This window comes from Nitrospirota bacterium, assembly GCA_030645475.1.
In the GTDB taxonomy this organism is placed as follows: domain Bacteria; phylum Nitrospirota; class Nitrospiria; order Nitrospirales; family Nitrospiraceae; genus Palsa-1315.
In genome coordinates this window covers 55,685-74,286 of sequence record JAUSMA010000017.1, presented here as the reverse complement: position 1 = coordinate 74,286, position 18,602 = coordinate 55,685, and the positions used below count along the sequence as shown (strand labels likewise).

The following is an 18,602-nucleotide window of genomic DNA, read 5'->3' as shown; positions in this document are numbered from 1 at the left end:
GCTAGGCCTTGGGCTTCCGCGGTGCCCGCTTCTTGGCTGACGTTGTACGCTTCACGCTCACCGGAGTCTCCTCGTCCACCCGTAACAGACGCATCACCGTCGCCATCTCAATCGCAGACTTGGCCGCTTCGCCCCCACGGTTAAACTTCGTCGGCTCAGCCCGCTCAATCGCCTGCGCAATCGTATGCGTCGTCAGGACGCCGAAGATCATCGGCACGTCGGCATCCAGCGCCGCCTGCCCGATCCCGCGGCTCGCCTCCGCACTGATGTAGTCGAAATGCGGCGTGTCGCCGCGAATGACCGCCCCGAGACAAATCACCGCATTGAACTGCTTCGTCCGCGCCATGGCCCTCGCCACCAAGGGAATCTCGAAGGCCCCCGGCACTCGCACCACCTCAATGTCGTCGGCCTTGACCCCATGCGAGGTCAGCCCCTCGACGCAGGAACTCAGCAACTTACTCGTGACGAACTTATTGAACTTCGCGACGACAATCCCAAACCGCAACCCCGTCGCATCCTGTGAACCTTTACGCAGCTTCATGTACCAATTCCTTACTCAATGACAATGATAGGCTGCTCAAAATGGTCATCCAGCGAGGCCGCAGGGAGAAACGACCGGAGGCGTACCCTCAGGGGTACGTTGAGGATCGTTTTGAGCCGAGAACGAAGCTGGGGGCCATTTTCAGCAGCCGTTATACCTTTTTTAAAATGTGCCCCATCTTATTTTTTTTCGTCCGCAGATACTTCACATTCGCCGCACCAGGCTGAATCTCGATCGACACACGCTCAACCACTTTCAATCCATACCCCTCGATGCCGACGATCTTGCGAGGATTGTTCGTGATGAGCCGGATCTGGTGCAGCCCGAGATTCACGAGGATCTGCGCCCCCACACCGTAATCGCGCAGGTCAGCCTTAAACCCCAACTGGAGATTCGCCTCGACGGTATCGCACCCCTGATCCTGCAATCCGTAGGCTCTGATCTTGTTCAGCAGACCGATACCACGACCCTCTTGATTGAGATAGAGCAGGACCCCGCGCCCTTCTTTTTGGATCACTTCCATCGCCTTATGGAGCTGGTCTCGGCAGTCGCAACGGATGGAGCCCAACGCATCAGCCGTTAAACAACCGGAATGTACCCGGACCAACGTCGGCTCCCCGCTATCGACTCGCCCTTTGACCAGCGCAATATGGGTAATGCCGTCCACTTCGTTTTCGAAGGCCACCGCCTCGAAATCGCCGAACGTCGTCGGCAGCCGCGCACTGGCCATCCGCCGCACAAAGGTCTCGCGCTGCATGCGGTATTCAATGAGCGCCTTGATCGTGACCATCTTCAGCTTGTGCGCCTTAGCAAACTTCGTCAGCTCCGGCACCCGCGCCATGGTGCCGTCCTCGTTCATAATTTCGCAGATCACACCGGCAGGACTCAGCCCGGCCAACCGCGCCAGATCGACAGAACCCTCCGTCTGCCCCGCGCGCCTCAGCACGCCGCCTTGCTGCGCTTTCAACGGGAAAATATGACCGGGCCGCGCCAGATCGCTCGGCTTCGCCTTCGGGTCGATGGCGACATGAATCGTCGTCGCCCGATCTGCCGCAGAAATCCCCGTCGTAATGTCTTTTCGCGCATCGATGGACACGGTAAACGCCGTCCCGAACGTGGCGGTATTCTCGGCCGCCTGCTGCGGTAACTGCAGTTCTTCGACCCGCTGGGGAGTCAGCGCGAGGCAGATCAACCCACGGGCATGTTTGGCCATGAAATTGACGGCTTGGGGCGTGACATGCTCGGCGGCAATCACGAGATCGCCTTCGTTCTCTCGATCTTCGTCATCGACGAGGATGATGAACTTCCCCTTCTTAATGTCTCTAATCGCGTCTTCGATACTGTGAAATGGAGTAGCCATAATTTTGCTGGTCGCTATTCTAATGGGGCACGTTGTACGGGAGGATCAATTTATCATTTCACATTGCACATTTGACATGGTTTTTTTGGCCCCTCACCGTCAACGGGAAAAACGGCCCTGTGCATCCATAGGCTGAGTCAAGCGCTGTGCCCGTCGTTCTGCCAACAGCACGGTACCCCAGGCGCAAGCCGCGGCGGCGGCAAAGAGCCACAAGCCGACTCGATAGGAGCCAGTAACCTCTTTCAGCGTTCCCAACCAAAGAGGCAAGAGAAACCCTCCAACCCCGCCCGCCGCCCCTACGATCCCAGAGGCAAGACCAATCTGTTTGGGAAACCATTCCGAGGCCAGCTGGAGAATCACTCCGTTGCCGACCCCCATGGCGCCCACGGCTGCGACGATCAACCCGACGGCGACCGTGACATCCGTGACATGGCCCAGCACCGCGACCAAGCCTGCGACGAAGGGTAAGGCCAATAAGAGTGTTCGCAACCCCCCGATCCGGTCAGCGGCATGACCGCCAAGCGGACGGATGAGACTGCCCACCAATCCACACAAAGCAGCAATCGAGCCGGCGGCAATGCCATCCACGTGGTACTGCTCGTGGAAGAAGAGCGGCAGCATGCTGCAGAACCCGACAAACCCGCCGAACGTCACGGCATAGAGCCCGCAGAGCCAATAGGCTTTCGGGTGCCGGACCATCAGGGCCACATTGTGCCACCAATGGGTATCGCGTTCGGCCCGCCGGCTCTGCCGATCGTCACGCACGAAAAACACGAATACGGCCAGGCTGAGAAGAATCGGCAGCACCATCCATCCAAATACGGCATGCCATCCGCTCATCGCCGCAATCCGTGGCGCACAAAAGAGAATCAACACGGTGCCGACATTCCCCGACGCCACGATGCCCAGCACCAACCCTTGATGGGCGGGCGGATAGGTCCGGCCCGCCAACGGCAAGGTCACCGCAAAGCTCGCCCCCGCGATACCGAGCAAAAATGCGACCGCGAGCAGCTCAACATAACTATGAACGCCCAACCACCCCCAGACGACGACTGCCAACTCGCCCACCAGAATGAATATTCCCGTCGGCTTCGCCCCGTACCAATCGCTGCTCCAACCGGCCAGCACCCGGAGCAACGCACCGCCCAACATCGGGAGCGCGACGATCACTGCCGTCTGCGTACCGGTCAATTGCAGACTGTCCGCGAGCACAATGCTCAGGGCGCCAAGCAGCAGCCACACCATGAAACTGACCGCGAGATGCAGCCACGATCCAATCAATGTGGGCCAATGGCCACGAGTGAGGGCGAGAAACATGTCCGTCATCGCAATCGACTTTCTCCCAATCTACAGAGCCGTCTACTATATGGGACCACCTTTCATTCGCGCAAGCGAACGACCACCGTGGACGATAACCCGACCGACGATTGCGGAACTGAGAAGCGACGCCCCCCTTTTTCATCACTCATCGCTCACCGTTCAGCGTTCCCCCGGTGGCGGACTTTTTCAGCACTCCGCTGACGGTTCTTTATGATAATCTCGCCCGTTATGAGTCCGCGCGACAAAGATCTAGACGAAGAACCGCTCGAACCCGAGGTCCTGGACCCGTCCGAGGAGGAGATCGCCGAGATCAGCCCGCCTCCCGAAGCCTCTCACGGTGCAACCCCTGACGGCGCGCAGGCCTCCGATATCACGGCCGTGGCGCCGGTTACCGCACTCCAGCAATACCTGGCCGAAGTCCGGCGCTATCCCTACCTCACCAAAGAAGAAGAACTGCGCCTGTTCCATGAATACCGGAACAACGGGGACCGCGAAGCCGCCGTGAAGCTCATCATGGCCAACCTGCGGGTCTCGCTCTCCATTGCCGCTGAATATCTCCACACCGGCGCCGACCACATGGACCTCATTCAAGAGGGCAACGTCGGGCTTATGCATGCCATCAAGAAATTCGACCCGTCGAAGAACGTGCGTTTTTACGCTTATGCCGCCTGGTGGTCGCGAGCCTATATCCTGAGGTATTTGTTGAATACCTACCGGCTGGTCAAGATCGGGACGACCCAAGATCAACGCAAGCTGTTCTATAATCTGAAAAAAGAAAAAGCGAAGCTTGAGCGCGAAGGCTTTGCCCCGGACACGAAGCTCCTCGCAGACCGTTTGAATGTACGGGAGCGAGACGTCATCGAAATGGGTCAGCGGCTGGGCAACTGGGAACTATCGCTGGACCAACCGCTGGGCGAAGACCAGGAAGGCAGCCTGCTGGATGTGCTGCCCTCGCAACAGGTACCAGCCGATGAGCAACTGGCACAGACCCAGCTACAGACACTCTTCCGCACCAAGCTCGCCGAATTCATTAAGACGCTCGACGAACGGGACGAAGACATCTTGCGAAACCGGATTCTCTCAGAAACCCCTCTCACCCTCGAAGACCTCGGCGGCAAATACTCCATTACAAAAGAGCGCACCAGGCAGCTGGAAGCTCGAATCATCAAGCGCCTGCGTGACTACATTAAGAAAGACATCAAAGATTTCGACCGCTTGCGGATCTGACCACAGGGAATCCCCACCGAAAGAATGTCTAGAATACCCCGTTCTCAATAGGTTATGATGCCTCCGTCCCTGTTCTGAGGGCGTGGAAGAATTTCCCCATTTCTCCCCCTTGACTTGGACGAACCCGAGGCTATCTCTACTCCCGTGTTCAGCAGACCAGGGCTTCTGCTCGTCGGGAGTACCACGATTACGCCATCGAGTTCGCACCTGTTCTACATCGTTTATTTTCACTGGGTTAACTTTAGGAGGAGGGTATCGTTATGAGCACTGCAGCCAAGGAAAAGACGGAGAAGAAAGACCTGACCAAGGGGTTCCAGCCTTTGGGTGACCGGGTGTTCGTCACCTACACCGAGGAATTGGACCGGACCGCGGGCGGCATCTACGTCCCAGACAGCGCGAAAGAGAAGCCACAACGGGGCATCATCCAGGGCATCGGCAAGAAGGTGGAGAGCGTCAAAGTCGGCGATCAGGTCCTCTTCGACAAGTACTCAGGCAGCAAGCTCCGCATCGAAGACGAAGAATGTCTCATCCTGAAGGAAGAAGACATCCTCGGCGTCTTCAACAGCTAATCACCACGACACATTACGACGATACTTTTTAAGGGAGGCATATCTAATGGCAAAGCAACTTATGTACGGTGATGCAGCGCGCGCGTCCATCCTCAGAGGGGTGAACCAGCTCGCCGATGCCGTCAAGGCAACACTCGGACCCAAGGGCCGTAACGCGATTCTCGACAAGAAGTTCGGCGCCCCGACGATCACCAAGGACGGCGTGACCGTCGCGAAGGAAGTCGAACTCAAGAACCCCTACGAGAACATGGGCGCCCAGCTCGTGCGCGAAGTGGCCAGCAAGACCAGCGATACCGCCGGCGACGGCACCACGACCGCAACCGTGTTAGCCCAGGCGATCTATCGTGAAGGCGTGAAGAACATCACCGCCGGCGCGAACCCGATGGAAATCCAACGCGGGATCAACAAGGCTGTCGAAGTGGTCATCAATGAGCTCAAGAAGCTCAGCAAGCCCTGCCAGAACAAGACCGAGATCTCCCAGGTGGGAACAATTTCAGCCAACAACGACAAGACCATCGGCGACCTCATCGCGGAAGCGATGGAGAAGGTCGGCAAGGATGGCGTGATCACCGTCGAAGAAGCCAAGTCCATGACCACCTCGCTGGACGTGGTCGAAGGCATGCAGTTCGATCGTGGCTACATCTCCCCGTACTTCGTGACCAACGCCGAGCGGATGGAAGCGGTCATGGAAGATCCCCTCATCCTCATCTCTGAAAAGAAGATCAGCAGCATGAAGGACTTGCTCCCGGTTCTCGAGCAGGTTGCCAAGATGGGCAAGCCCCTCGTCATCCTCGCGGAAGACGTGGAAGGCGAAGCCTTGGCCACCCTCGTGGTGAACAAGCTCCGTGGCACGCTCAACGTGACCGCCATCAAGGCCCCTGGCTTCGGCGATCGCCGCAAGGCCATGCTGGAAGACATCGCCATCCTCACCGGCGGCCAGGTGATCTCGGAAGACATCGGCATCAAGCTGGAGAACGTGAAGTTGACCGACCTCGGCCGCGCCAAGCGCGTCACGGTCGACAAGGACAACACCACGATCGTGGAAGGCTTTGGCGATCCGAAGAAGATCGAAGGCCGCGTGAAGCAGATCAAAGCGCAGATCGACGAGACGACCTCGGACTACGATCGTGAGAAACTGCAAGAACGCCTCGCGAAGCTCGTAGGCGGTGTGGCCGTCATCAACGTCGGCGCCGCGACCGAGACCGAAATGAAGGAAAAGAAGGCGCGCGTCGAAGACGCCTTGCACGCCACCAAGGCAGCAGTCGAAGAAGGCATCGTCCCGGGCGGCGGAACGGCCTATCTCCGTTGCATCACGTCCTTGGATTCACTCAAGCTGAACTCCGAGCAGCAGGTGGGTGTCAACATCATCCGCCGTGCACTCGAAGAGCCGATCCGCCAGATTGCGTTCAACGCCGGCATGGAAGGCTCCGTCATCGTTGAGAAGGTCCGGAACGACAAGAACCTCAGCGTCGGCTACAACGCCGCGACCGAGGAATATGTGGATATGATCAAGGCCGGCATCATCGATCCGACCAAGGTGTCTCGTTGTGCGTTGCAGAACGCCGCGAGCGTCGCGGGCTTGATGCTCACGACCGAGGTCATGATCACCGAGTTGCCGGAAGAGAAGAAGGAAGCAGCCGGCGGTGCAGGTGGTCACAACCACGGCATGGAAGGCATGTACTAAGAGAAGAATAAGAGCTAATAGCGTATAGCTGATAGCTCGGAGTGCGCAGCGAAGGCCTCAGCGGTGATCCCGCTGGGGCCTTCGTGTTTCTTGAACATGCCCTTGGCGGATCAGAAGCTTTATGAAATAATACCGCTGTGGCCAAACCGTTTCAGTACCATTTCTCTTGGGATCCCTTGAAAGCCAGGCAGAACCTCCGCAAACATGGGGTTGCCTTTGACCATGCAGCAACAGTGTTTCACGATTCTGACGCGCTATCGGAATTTGACGAGCCTCATAGTCAGCAAGAAGACCGATGGATTACTCTGGGACTTGATAGTATGGGCAAGCTCTTAGTCGTCTGTCATACCTATCAGGAGATTTCTGAATCCAGCGCGAAAATTCGCATGATCTCGGCGCGCAAGGCAACGAGGACCGAGGCGAAACAATATCGGAGGGTGTAACATGAAGCGCGAATATGACTTCTCAAAAGCCGTTAGAGGAAAGTTTTTCCGTAAAGGAGCAGAGCTAAATCTGCCAATCTACGTTGACAGTTCAATGCGCAAGCGTCTGGAGCGCATCGCCAAGAGAAAAGGAAAACCAGTAGCAGAACTAGTCAATCAACTGCTCAAGAAAGATGTGGAACTGCTGGAAAGTTTGGCCTGACTACCCTGCCAAGAAATGATACGCTCTGATCACTATCGGAGCAATGCAAAGGCCCCATCGGTGATCCCGCTGGGGCCTTCGTGTTTCATGACTCGTATCGCGTTAGAATGAGCCTCGGCGACAACGAGTCTGGAGGATCTGCCCTGTTTATCGAAGTCGAATCAAATGAGAATTGCGAGATCGGCTTCTTTGGCCGGTTCAAGGAAATCGGCCCGGCTCGACCGGTCGTACAAGTAAAGCTCTACGACCGGAACCCCTCCGGGGAATGGTACTGGGTCATTGGCTGGAGCGACGATGCCACGTCGCCTGTGTGCCAGGCTCATGCCCAGTTAGTCGAAGACTCGGGAGCGGGACTGACGCACTTGGTCTACGGAGGGATGTATGGCCTGCGGTTCAAGCCCATCTCGACAGATGAAGCCTGGGGCCTCGACAGTCCGCACCAATGGGGAGAAGCCTATCTGTCACTCTCCAGCGAGCGCGACCTGCGCTATGCAGGCTAGGGTTCGCTGCCCTTATAGAAGAAAGACACATTCAAGAGCCAGTCGCAACAGAGCAAAGAACGCAAGGCTCAGCGGGTATGCCGTTGAGCCCTGCGTGTTTCTAGAACACAATGAATCATCAGTCCAGTAGGCGCTGAACTGTCCGAGTACGAGACCGTGCGGCTTTCTTCCTCGCTCTGACAGCGACCTGGAATTCGTCGCGGTACATCACTTCAACAGAACGTTCCTTGATTCGAATGACCCGGTACTGCTGCTCGGCCTTCTGGCAGGCTGCCACTGTTGGACGGCCATAGCGTTTCCACCCCTCTTCGGTAAAATAGAACCGGCAGTTCTTGTAAAGCGCTCGCCTAGGGGCATTAATATCGGCCCAGGCTTCAGCAACTCCTACATAGCTGATTCCCATAAGGCCGGATTTCCAAGACCGAATAGGCAGTGGTTGACCATCGTTGCCCGACTGGCAAAAAGTCTTCAAAAATGCGCGGTACTCTTTCGGAATCAACTGGTGGATGAGTTCGATTCGGCGAAACATGGCCGTTCGTGCTGGGGTCGGAGAAGTGGCTCGACCTCTATCTGTTTGGGGACAAAACCAGTTTCCCTACAGGGAGAAGAGTTGAAGCAAATACCAATACATCCTTCAAACGCATGGTCACTGCACCGGAGAGAGCAGCGCCGGCATCCCGAACTCTTCCAGCTTGGCATTGGATTTCGTAAAGTAATTCGTCCAGAACTGCTTCAATGCTCCCATGGTTTTCGGGTCCCGATAGCCAATATTCGATTTGTCTTTTGAGTTCCCCTTGGATAAGTCAGGGATGAGCCCCGCACCCATCACATAGACCGACGCCCCGCCAAAATCCCCGATCACGTTATTTTCTTCCACCACCTTCATCTCTCTTACAGGATCAATCTTCCGCACCCGGTTGTTCGCATAGAAGCTGGAGATGGTGGAATTTTCAAGCATATCGGACACGACCAAAACTATCCGCCGCGGAGCCGTCGATTGCTTCACAATCTGAGAAATCTCGGTCAGGCTGGTAAACACATCGGACTTCGCTAAATCGGTAGTGGCCTCGGCAACTGCCTGTTCAATTGACGACAGGACCAACCTTACCCCGTAGTTAGTTTGCTCACTTAGACATGAATCAAAGTGTTTCAGAGACTTCACGCTAATTGAGTCCCGAACATCATGGGGAATGAGTTGCTCCAGCACACCCGTTGAAACGACACTCAAGTACCGCCCCTGCGAGAATGCTGAAAAGCTTACGACCGTAAAGCTTGTTCCTGGACGAAGGGCACCGCGCACAGAATCAAAAAGCACTTGCTTGAGCTTTGGATCCAAGACAGTCGTCTGATCCACCAGCACAAAAAGACTTCTTTCGATCTCAGGCGGCTCGACATTCACCTTGCTAAGCGCGTAACAACTGGGGACCTGGTTTGGGGAGGTCGCAGCAAAACTCACCTCCCCATAAAACCCCAGGATACAACTGAGCAGCAATAGTGTCCCCCTATACACCTGTATGGTCACACTAAATCCTCCAATTCTTGATCTTCCCGTTCAGCTCTCCGCTTAGAATCAGCCTCTTTCTTATCTCTCAGTATCTGCTTGAATCTTTCTTTTACCGTTTCGGGTTGAATCGATTTAATGAATTGCATTCGACGTTCCTTATCGCCCGGAGAAATTGCATCGTACTGGCTCAGGAGTTCTTCAATACTCGCCTCGGAAGGCTCCACTGATGCCGTAGCTTGCATTTGCACCGTGGCATTGAGCGTGGCCTGAGGCTGTCCGGAAGTGAGACGCTGGTTTTCGGCAAGGTAGTCTTCGAACGTGTGCTCTAGGCGCAAGTTCTTGTTGGCTGGCCGCTCCATCAGGCGCTGCTGCAACGCCTGCAGCTTCGCACGAGCGATTTGAACGATCGGCTCAAAATATCTCAGGTAGTCGTCATATGTTGCAAACCCGCGCGTCCCCTCGTAGGCTTGATGGCTCTCTTTGCCCACAAACCCCCATCTGTACCCTGCTGAAATGGCGACCATCTGAGTCGCAACGAAAATGATGGCCAGCATAAGGAACGCCGCCAAACCTTCACTACTAGTCGCCTTGCCGGCATCCTGGGCACCCTTATTCTCAGCTTCCTGCTGCGGCTTAAGAACATCTCCCGGCAAGGCCGTTCCTCCACTCGAAAGAAAGGGATTTACTGTTTGCGTGGTTGCTTGGGTGAGCTCTCCCTCCAAATGTTTGACTCGCATCCATGTCGAGCCAACGGCAATTAGTGCAATGAGAATTGCAGCACTAATGATCCAAAAATAATTCCCCTCCGTTCCAACCCTATTGACGCACTGCGTGTATTCTGGTTGCTGATCGTCTTTCGATTGGCCATCGTTCAGCATCACATTGCCGCTCTTGAAGCTACCTGGCTGACCGTCGTCTCGCCATTCTTTCTCGCACCGCCGAATCAGGCCGGTTCGATAGAGCTGATGGCCGGCACTATGGGTGATAAAGAGAAGGATCACGCACAGCACAAATACAATGGCGACCATCAGTAGTTGCCGAGTGTTCTCACTACCCTCCATGGCCATCCAGGAACCAAGCAGATAGGAAAAGCCTAAACCTTCCGCAATGACGAGAGTCGCCAGGAGAAGGATGAGCCACCCCGGAAGGGGTGTCCGACCTAGGTCGTGGGCCTTCGATAAATAGACCAGTCTCTTGCGAAACTCCGACTCAGTGGTCAGATGAAGAAACTGCTTGTAGTCATGACACAGCGCGCGTTCCCCGTTTGTCCAACTTTGGTCACGCGATGCGCGAGTGTTGTCCTGAGATAAACGCGCCAGCTTGCCGATAACCGGCAAGGAGTACAAGAAGTTCATCCACCAAAAGCGCACACGGAAGCTCGACAGATACAGCACGATCGTGGTGGCGAGAACGACCATCGTCAGGATAGCAGTGAGATACTGATTCAGCTGATTCAGCAACGACATAATGGCAACCTCCTCCGGGAATTTACCTGTCCGTTTTCGCGATATGTGGGTTGAATCCCGTTACGAATGCCCCACCTGTGCGGTCGTAATAGAGCCAAGAGCCCTTTGCCTCACGCGGGTTGGCGTGAGGAATGACCATATCCAGGCAGCGAATCGGTCCATCAGTGAATACGCGGTACAGCAAAGCGTTCTCGCCACGATAGGTGTTCACCACTGGACGAGCCTGATAATCCGGCTTCCTCTGAGCGTTCCCTTTTCCATCCATGGGGTCAAAGTTGCCGTACACCAACAGCTCAGGATTTCTGGCTGGAGCGCCCCCATCGCGCAACACGGCGACATGGGTCAAGGCCACAAGATGGCCGTTCACCGTATCAACCCAGGAAGTATTGTAGAGATTCGGCATGTACTCCCCGGTCGACACCTCGCGGTCGTCACGGAGCGACTTGACCCCATGTGAAACCCGCGGCCGGTCGTTGCGGCAAGTGGTGACGACATCGTCTTCTGCCGCATGGGCAGAGGGAATAATCACATCTGAGATTGACCGTTGCACTTCAATCTTCCCTATAGCGACTACGGTATTCTGTGATTGCGCGGACTTTCCTCCGAAATCTAGCGCGACTAACGAAGGCGGCTTCGACAACGTGGGCCGCGCAGCAACGGCGCTGGAATCTGGTATTGGGGCCTTCACAGTTGGCTGATTCAAAGGAACTGTCGGAGGAGAAGCCTTCTTCGTTTCCGGGATTATTCGATCTTGAGGCTTGTCCGCCTGAGCTATCTTCTCATGCGTCGTATTCTCCGAGGCTTTACTCTCCCGGATTTTTGATTCCTGCGCATTCGTCTCCCGAGGGACAGAAACTGTGGCAGCGGGCTCAGGCTTGGAAGCCACAGGGCGATAGTAGTCGACTCGTGGTTTTCGCGAATTCAAATAACGTTGAAACGTGTCGCCGTTGGAAAGATCCACAATCTCTACCCTGCGGTTCTTGGCTCGTCCTTCTTCCGTGCGATTGTCGGCAAGGGGCAACGTCTCGCCTGCCCCCTGATAAAAAATCTGGCCGTTGGGAACCCTCGCAGCCATAAACACTTTCGCGACCGCGCGTGCGCGCCGCTCTGACAAATCTGCGTTGATCTGCGAACTCCCTGTATCGTCCGTATGACCGAGCAACAACACCCGTCTCTGTTTCAACTCCTCTGCCTCTTTCTTCTGTTCGGCCGAGGCATTCGGCGACAAGGGAAGCTGCTTCTCAACGACATACAACTCGGCGATTTCGCGGAAATAGACTTGCGCCTTCGGCAACAGGTCGGCTGACCCACGAGAAAAATGACCACCCTCCGTGTCCTGCAGCGACACAGACAACCCAGCCCTGTCTCCTTTTTTAGTGGTTTCACTCGACTTCGCCGACGAGTCCGGCGTTGAAGCCTGCGCGACGGGTTCGACAGGACTCCGCTTTGCTGGAGAAGACGCTTCCAACACTGTCGTGCTGTGCTCGGAGTGGGCTGGAGTAGCTGGTGCCGGCGGCTCGACGATGACCGCTGGCTGATCGGATTGAGCCGGTATGGATTGGCCACTCGACTCGACGGACTGAAGCACCTGTTCGATCTGGCCAGATCTTGACTGACTATCTTCCTCTGTCAAATGGAGCAAAGGTCCGACTTGACTGGGTTTCACCTCTGCAACCTGCACGATCGATTCATTTTGGCTAGGTTTGGGCGCAGGGTCCTCCTCTGCCGGGGGAACCACCACCTCAGACATCTGCACTTTCAGATCATGTTTCTTGGCAATCTTCGAGAGCTCGCATCGCCGTCGGTCCATCTCATAGCCGACAATGCCACCCGCCAGCGCACCCCCTACCGCACCTAGGGCCAAGCCCTTCCCGGTGATCCTTCCCGTGGCAACCTTTTCGATCCCAGCACCCAATGCCGCCCCTGCAACCGTGCCGATGACCGCACCCCAATTTCGAGAGGTATTGGCGCAGGGGTCGTCGCTGCCAAAAGACTCTTTCATGTTTTGTGAAAGACCCGTACACCCGGTCAAGCCGAGCATACAGACCACCACCACACACAAAGCTCCTTTTTGACGGAAACGGGTCGAGTCCATCGGGCCCTCACCAGTTGTCGATATTGGAATGGCGGCGATCATAGATCTCGGAAGGTTTTACGTCAAGCCGTCCGCATCTGAAGCAATCGCTAGTTGCCATCAAACAGTCGGTGCTCATTCTGCCATTGCCTGGAGAGCACGCGATCGAAGGCGTTCGGTTGAAACGCCTTCGACAACCCATAATGATTGTATAGCCTGAAGAATGTGGGACGATCGCACTGTGGCCCGCTGCACTTGATGACACTCGCGAGAATCTCAGCGGCATTCTAGTGCTGCAGCACACATCCGGCAATGACAAACCATCGCTCCCACCTAAAGAGGGGGTCCTAGGAAACTTATTTTATCGGGAGAGTACGCATGCGGATGGCACACAATAGGCCAATGTAGCGGGTCAGAATCAGTCGATTCCGGACTAGATCAGACGACGAGTCAGCATGCAACGGTGGCGAAAAAGGATTATGTTGAGTCCAGCCCATACCTAATGAACTCAAGCGGCTCTGAAATGGTTGCATCGCTAGGAGTCACAACTTCGGGTGATACATCGTTGATCTCGGTCCCTCTTCCATAGCCTCACCCCAGCCTTTAGACGCACTCAAACCCTCGTGCCTGCGAAAGCAACGCGACCCCACGGTGAGGCGATCTTGAAGAACAACGTTCGGTGCCGGGACAACCGGAACAGATGTTGCGGATGCATGGCGCGGAGCCCAGAGATACAGGGCGTACTTCACTCGCAGCAGCAACCTGCACCGTAACCAAATCCGAGTACCGTTTCCCAGCTGAACGTTTTGCTAGCGATCGCTCACGGCGCGCAACGTCGCCTTGAAGTGGGGAGAGGTCTTGGGGCTGTCGAAGAACGAACGGAAAATGTCATGCACGAGAGTGCGATGGGCGGCATGGTCGGCTTGAAACTCTGTGAGCGCAGCCGGTCGATCGGTCCCGTCATAGCCCATTCGGATTGCACAACGTTCGAGTTCGTCTTCTTGATCCGGGAGCGAATGCGTCTGCAGATCATGCACCATCTGTAGTTTGTGCTCCACGTCACGAAGAAAGACGTAGGCAGCCGCCAGCGCATCCCGCTCCTTGCCGGAAATCAACTTGAGGCGGACAAATCGCTTGAGCGCATCGAGCGTGCTGCGGTCAAGGAGAGCCGGCACCCGACTCCCCGCCAGCACCTGGATCGTTTGCACAAAGAACTCGATCTCGCGAATGCCGCCGACGCCGAGCTTCACATTGCGCTGCTCATGCCCGCGCTCCGCCATCTTCGCATCGATCTTCTCCTTAACCGACCGCACCTCGTTCACCACCGCGAGCCCCTGCTCGACGTCCAGGCGTTTCGATGAAGGCGCTAACACAAATGGTTGCACCATCTTGATGAAGGCCTTCCCGACCGTCATGGACCCGGCTACCGGCCAGGCCTTCAGCAGGGACAGCCGCTCCCAGACCTGCCCTCTGGTCCGATAGTACTTGGCATAGTCGTCCAGCGAGCGAGTGAGCTGTCCCACCGAACCTTCCCCCCGCAAGCGGAGGTCCACCCGATAAACATACCCTTCATGGGTCTGTTCGGTCAGGACCTTCGTCAGATCGCGCGCCAGACGCTCAAAGTATTCTTCGTTGGAGATCCCGCCCTGCGCTGGGCTTTTCAATTTCGTGCGGCCTGATACAACCGGCCTGGTTTCCCCCTCATGGGATTCGCAGACATAGAGCACATCCACATCGGAACTGTAGTTCAGCTCATGCCCACCCAGCTTCCCCATCCCGATGACGGTGAAGCCGGTCTCCACCCAGCGCCCTTGCCGATTCTTATGCATGGGAACGCCATACCGGGCCCGTAGATCAGCATCCACAATGCGATAGGCCTCGTCGATCAGGATCGACGCCAAATCCGAAAGGGACGCCGTCGTTTCCACTACATCCGCCAGGCGAAGCAGATCCCGCACGCCGATCCGCAGCATCTCGCGGCGGCGGAAGCGTCTGAGTGCATCCAACTTGAGCTCCGTCGCCAGCACCAGCCCGACCTGTTGCCGGACCGCTCGCTCCATCCCGACCCTGGTCGGAGCCGTGGACAAGACATTCTGCTCGGCCAGCCAGTAGATCAGCAGAGGATCGCGGACGAGGGTGAAGGCCAGCGAGTCGCTGTTCCCGAAAATCGAACAGACCAGGTCCAACATGCGGGGAGAGCTGCGCAGATATTCCAGAATGGCAGACCGGTTGACCCCGCTGCCGAGCCACCGTTCCCAATGGTTCAAGGCCTGATCCGGATCGGCGGTCCGGCCAATCGCCTCAAGCAACAAGGGCAGGATGCCGGCCAACTGATGTCGCTGGTGCGGCTCACCGGCCATCGACTGCAGATTCGCATCGGCTTCTTGAATCCGGTTGAGTCCGTAGGATCGAAGGATCGCCTCAGCCTGGCCCTGGTCCAGCCCTGACGCTAAAATAATGGGGGTGGGATCCGGTCGCGCGACCGGCTCTCGTTCCGGAAGAACTGGCGCAGCGCGCGTCACCGGCTTCTTGCGACGATCAGTCATGGGCGGGCATTATACCGGCCATCCCCCACTCACACAATGAAGCCAGCTTCGGCTATACTCGTGGCCATGACGGATGAATCGGGAGCACGCGAGTCCCTGATCAAGACCTTGGCCCCCCTCTGTCCTGATGTCGAAGATGAGGTGCTGCGGGACTTCGTGTCACGGATGGACCCCGAGTACTTCGAGCGGTTTCAACCGAACGCCATCGCCCACCATATCAAGCTTGCCGACAGACTCACCCCGGAACACCCCTGCGAACTCTCGGTGCTCGACCGGCAAGCAGGGCAATCGGAAATCAGCCTTGTCGCCTACGACTACTTCTCCGAGTTCGCCACGATCTGCGGCCTCCTCTCCGCCTTCGGCCTGAATATCGAAGAGGGCCGCATCTATACCTTTGCCGATGTTGCAGCCCCGCCGGCTCGGCCTGCTACAGCCTGGCCCTCGAAACGTCCCACAGGCCGCCCGGGCCTGAGCCGCAAGAAGATCGTCGATGTCTTCCTCGTGCATCCGGTGAGTGGCGAGCGCTTCTCCGCGCCCGAGCGGACCGCCCTTGCAGAGGCGCTCACCCACATGATCCAGCTCCTCGATGCCGGACAATTCGAAGAGGCCCGCCAACAAGTGAACCGACGCCTGGTCGAACGATTGGGAAAACAGCGGAGCGCCTTCACGGGGCTCCTCCACACCGTCCAGATCACCTTCGACAACAGTCAGTCGCAGACGGACACGATCATGGACATCCGGTCGGATGACACCCCGGCCTTCCTCTATGCCTTTGCCAATGCCCTGGCCATGCGCAACATCTACATCACCAAGGCCCAGTTCGAAAACGACGGGACCAAACTCCACGACCGTTTCCACGTCAGGAACCGTTATGGGCAAAAGCTCCTCGACCCGGCCGATCAGCAGCAACTGCGCCTGACCGCCGTGCTCATCAAACAATTCACCCATGCCCTGACCTGGGCTCCCGATCCGGGCAAGGCGCTCGAATCGTTCGACCAATTCCTGGATCTCATCGTCGCCGAAACGGGCAAGAAGGGAAAACAGCAGGCGCTCGACGTCATCAGCGACAAGAAAACCTTTCCCCTCCTCGCACGGCTCCTCGGTGCCAGCGACTACTTGTGGGAAGACTTTCTGCGCCGCCAACATGGCAACCTCCTGCCCCTGCTCGCGGAATACCGGGATGCGCCCCTCATCAAGCCGCGAGCCACCCTCCGGAAGGAACTCGACCGGCTAGTCGCTCGCACCAAAACGGACGAGGCGCGCAAGGAAGCGCTGAACCAGTTTAAGGATCGCGAACTCTTCCGGATCGACATGAAACATATCGTCGAACCCTCAAGCAATCTCCCCGACTTTTCGCTCGCGCTTACGGAACTGGCCGAGGTCATCATGGAACGGAGCGTTACCGATTGCCGAGCCAAGCTGGAGAAGACCTATGGAAAGCCGCGACTCGCCGATAAGAAGCCCTGCCCCTTTGCCGTCCTCGGCCTGGGGAAATTAGGAGGGCGGGAGCTCGGCTATGCCTCAGATATCGAAGTGCTGTTCATCTATGAAGGATCGGGCAAGACCAGCGGGAAAAATGGAATTGAGAACAGCGAATTCTTCGAACGGCTGACGCAGGAACTCCTGGGTTGGATCGAAGCCAAGCAGGAAGGCATCTTTCATCTCGACGTGCGATTGCGCCCGCATGGAGGCAAGGGCTCATTGGCCAATGCCTTCGAGGAAGTCTGCCGCTACTATAGTCCAACAGGACTCGCCGCCCCCTACGAACGGCAAGCCCTCATCAAGCTACGGCATATCGCGGGCGATGCTGCATTAGGACATCGACTGGAAGCCTACCGGGATTCGTTCGTCTATGGCGGAGCCCCCTGGGACATCCCCACGGCACTGGACCTCCGGAAGCAACAGCTCCAACAACTGGTCAAACCGGGCCAGGTCAACGTGAAATACAGCCAGGGCGGGGTCATCGATATCGAATATGCGGTGCAGTATCTCCAAGTGATGCATGGGCACGGGCGCCCAAGCCTCCGCACCCCGAATACCCTGCAGGCCCTCGCAGCCCTGGTGGAGGCAGGATTGGTCACACGTGCCGATGGGGAAAGCCTCCGGAAAGCCTACGTCTTCACCCGAACCTTGATCGACGGATTGCGCATGGTCCGCGGCAACGCCAAGGATCTGGTACTCCCTCCGCCCGACTCAGAGGAGTTCATCTTCCTCGCCCGCCGTGTCGGCTATGCTACAGATGATTGGCAGGCAGGAGCGAGGCATTTGCAGTCGGATATCGAGCAGCATATGGGAAAGACGAGGGAGTTTTTTGAGAGGACGTTTGGAAAGGTGTGAGGACAGACTAGATGGGCTCCTGTGCTCGTGCAACGCGCGGTCTAAGAATCCCCTCGTTGGACACGCGCAATGGGAGACCATCTAGCCCGCCCTCTAGAGAAACGGTGAAAACGCATGAATACAGCAGTGCGAACAGACTCCCTCCCACTTCTACTTACCCCTCAACCAGAATGAGTAGACGACACATTCGGCACATCTTTTTCTGGAAATGGTTCCCAAGTGATGATCCAATTGCTGCTTCAGTAGCAAGACTTTGCATTCTAAGAGAGGACCTATATTTAGAAACAATGGCACTTATGGAGGAAAGTATTCCTTCTCTCGACAAGAATTCGCCACCCTGGAGGCTGATGTACTTCTGGAGGAATTCCGTCAGAACCCTGTTCGAAATACGAAGCGCTCTTGAGGCTTTGCAGGGAGATGAAGGCTTCCGCTCTTCTCTCTTAGCCCAACCAAGACATTTCCAAGAAGCATTCAACGAACTGGTCCAAAAAATACGGACTGCACATGAACTCCTTAAAGATATTCGAAACGAAATCAGTGGCCACGTAAAGCTTCAAGCTGTACAAGAAGCGCTCACAACTATGGACATGGATAGCAACGGCTTGATTGAGCTAGGGCCAGTAATCTCGGAATCTCACTATCAGTTTGCAAGCCAGTTAGTCGGACAAATCTTGCTTCGAGATGTTCCTACTGCAAATTGGGAAAGCCACTTGGAGAAGACCCTGGGAAAAACAGCTGCGCTATCCGCAGCCCTTGAAGCAATAGACATAGTCCTTGTTGCATACAGGGATACTAAAAGATTGTGGGACTAGGCGAAAACAAAGGGGTC

At 56.4% G+C, this 18,602-nt stretch carries 16 protein-coding genes; 8 read left to right on the top strand and 8 right to left on the bottom strand.

Going from position 1 to position 18,602, the window contains the following annotated elements; genetic code table 11:
* Position 1 precedes the first annotated feature (1 nt).
* The 3 genes from ribH to Q7U76_05205 form a co-directional block, all read right to left on the bottom strand.
* Positions 2 to 541: a 6,7-dimethyl-8-ribityllumazine synthase gene (gene ribH / locus Q7U76_05215; protein ID MDO8355772.1), complete on the bottom strand. Its 540-nt coding sequence runs from the start codon at positions 539 to 541 to the stop codon at positions 2 to 4.
* A gap of 151 nt (positions 542 to 692) precedes the next feature.
* Positions 693 to 1,901: a bifunctional 3,4-dihydroxy-2-butanone-4-phosphate synthase/GTP cyclohydrolase II gene (locus Q7U76_05210; protein ID MDO8355771.1), complete on the bottom strand. Its 1,209-nt coding sequence runs from the start codon at positions 1,899 to 1,901 to the stop codon at positions 693 to 695.
* Between the two features lie 99 nt (positions 1,902 to 2,000).
* Entirely contained in the window at positions 2,001 to 3,227 is a 1,227-nt protein-coding gene (locus Q7U76_05205; protein MDO8355770.1) for an MFS transporter, read from the bottom strand.
* Positions 3,228 to 3,449: 222 nt separating this feature from the next.
* On the opposite strand from Q7U76_05205, the gene Q7U76_05200 reads away from it, so the two are divergent.
* The 6 genes from Q7U76_05200 (at position 3,450) to Q7U76_05175 (ending at position 7,846) form a co-directional block, all read left to right on the top strand.
* Complete coding sequence (locus Q7U76_05200) at positions 3,450 to 4,448, top strand: RNA polymerase factor sigma-32 (protein MDO8355769.1); 999 nt, start codon at positions 3,450 to 3,452, stop codon at positions 4,446 to 4,448.
* A 260-nt stretch (positions 4,449 to 4,708) separates the two neighbouring features.
* Positions 4,709 to 5,017: a co-chaperone GroES gene (locus tag Q7U76_05195; protein ID MDO8355768.1), complete on the top strand. Its 309-nt coding sequence runs from the start codon at positions 4,709 to 4,711 to the stop codon at positions 5,015 to 5,017.
* Between the two features lie 46 nt (positions 5,018 to 5,063).
* A complete protein-coding gene (groL, locus tag Q7U76_05190) occupies positions 5,064 to 6,701 on the top strand; it encodes a chaperonin GroEL (GenBank protein ID MDO8355767.1) in 1,638 nt (545 codons plus the stop codon).
* A gap of 137 nt (positions 6,702 to 6,838) precedes the next feature.
* Positions 6,839 to 7,144, top strand: a complete 306-nt coding sequence (locus tag Q7U76_05185) for a BrnT family toxin (GenBank protein ID MDO8355766.1) — start codon at positions 6,839 to 6,841, stop codon at positions 7,142 to 7,144.
* Between the two features lies 1 nt (position 7,145).
* Positions 7,146 to 7,346: a hypothetical protein gene (locus Q7U76_05180; GenBank protein MDO8355765.1), complete on the top strand. Its 201-nt coding sequence runs from the start codon at positions 7,146 to 7,148 to the stop codon at positions 7,344 to 7,346.
* A gap of 107 nt (positions 7,347 to 7,453) precedes the next feature.
* Positions 7,454 to 7,846: a hypothetical protein gene (locus Q7U76_05175; protein ID MDO8355764.1), complete on the top strand. Its 393-nt coding sequence runs from the start codon at positions 7,454 to 7,456 to the stop codon at positions 7,844 to 7,846.
* A gap of 118 nt (positions 7,847 to 7,964) precedes the next feature.
* On the opposite strand, the gene Q7U76_05170 is transcribed toward Q7U76_05175, so the two are convergent.
* The 5 genes from Q7U76_05170 to Q7U76_05150 all read right to left on the bottom strand — a co-directional run bounded on the left by Q7U76_05170 (position 7,965) and on the right by Q7U76_05150 (position 15,436).
* A complete protein-coding gene (locus Q7U76_05170) occupies positions 7,965 to 8,375 on the bottom strand; it encodes a hypothetical protein (GenBank protein ID MDO8355763.1) in 411 nt (136 codons plus the stop codon).
* Positions 8,376 to 8,492: 117 nt separating this feature from the next.
* Entirely contained in the window at positions 8,493 to 9,368 is an 876-nt protein-coding gene (locus Q7U76_05165; protein MDO8355762.1) for a hypothetical protein, read from the bottom strand.
* Complete coding sequence (locus Q7U76_05160) at positions 9,365 to 10,816, bottom strand: hypothetical protein (protein MDO8355761.1); 1,452 nt, start codon at positions 10,814 to 10,816, stop codon at positions 9,365 to 9,367. The genes Q7U76_05165 and Q7U76_05160 overlap by 4 nt, the downstream gene beginning before the upstream one ends.
* A 22-nt stretch (positions 10,817 to 10,838) precedes the next feature.
* Positions 10,839 to 12,911 carry an OmpA family protein gene (locus tag Q7U76_05155; GenBank protein ID MDO8355760.1) on the bottom strand — a complete coding sequence of 691 codons (2,073 nt, stop codon included), beginning with the start codon at positions 12,909 to 12,911 and terminating at the stop codon, positions 10,839 to 10,841.
* Between the two features lie 788 nt (positions 12,912 to 13,699).
* Positions 13,700 to 15,436, bottom strand: a complete 1,737-nt coding sequence (locus Q7U76_05150; protein ID MDO8355759.1) for a hypothetical protein — start codon at positions 15,434 to 15,436, stop codon at positions 13,700 to 13,702.
* Positions 15,437 to 15,502: 66 nt separating this feature from the next.
* On the opposite strand from Q7U76_05150, the gene Q7U76_05145 reads away from it, so the two are divergent.
* Together Q7U76_05145 and Q7U76_05140 are read left to right on the top strand one after the other, a co-directional pair.
* The gene (locus Q7U76_05145; protein ID MDO8355758.1) at positions 15,503 to 17,773 is read left to right on the top strand and encodes a hypothetical protein; all 2,271 of its coding nucleotides are present in this window, start codon (positions 15,503 to 15,505) and stop codon (positions 17,771 to 17,773) included.
* A gap of 296 nt (positions 17,774 to 18,069) precedes the next feature.
* Positions 18,070 to 18,585 (top strand): hypothetical protein, encoded by a 516-nt coding sequence (locus Q7U76_05140; GenBank protein MDO8355757.1) that lies wholly within the window; start codon positions 18,070 to 18,072, stop codon positions 18,583 to 18,585.
* The last annotated feature ends 17 nt before the right edge of the window (positions 18,586 to 18,602 follow it).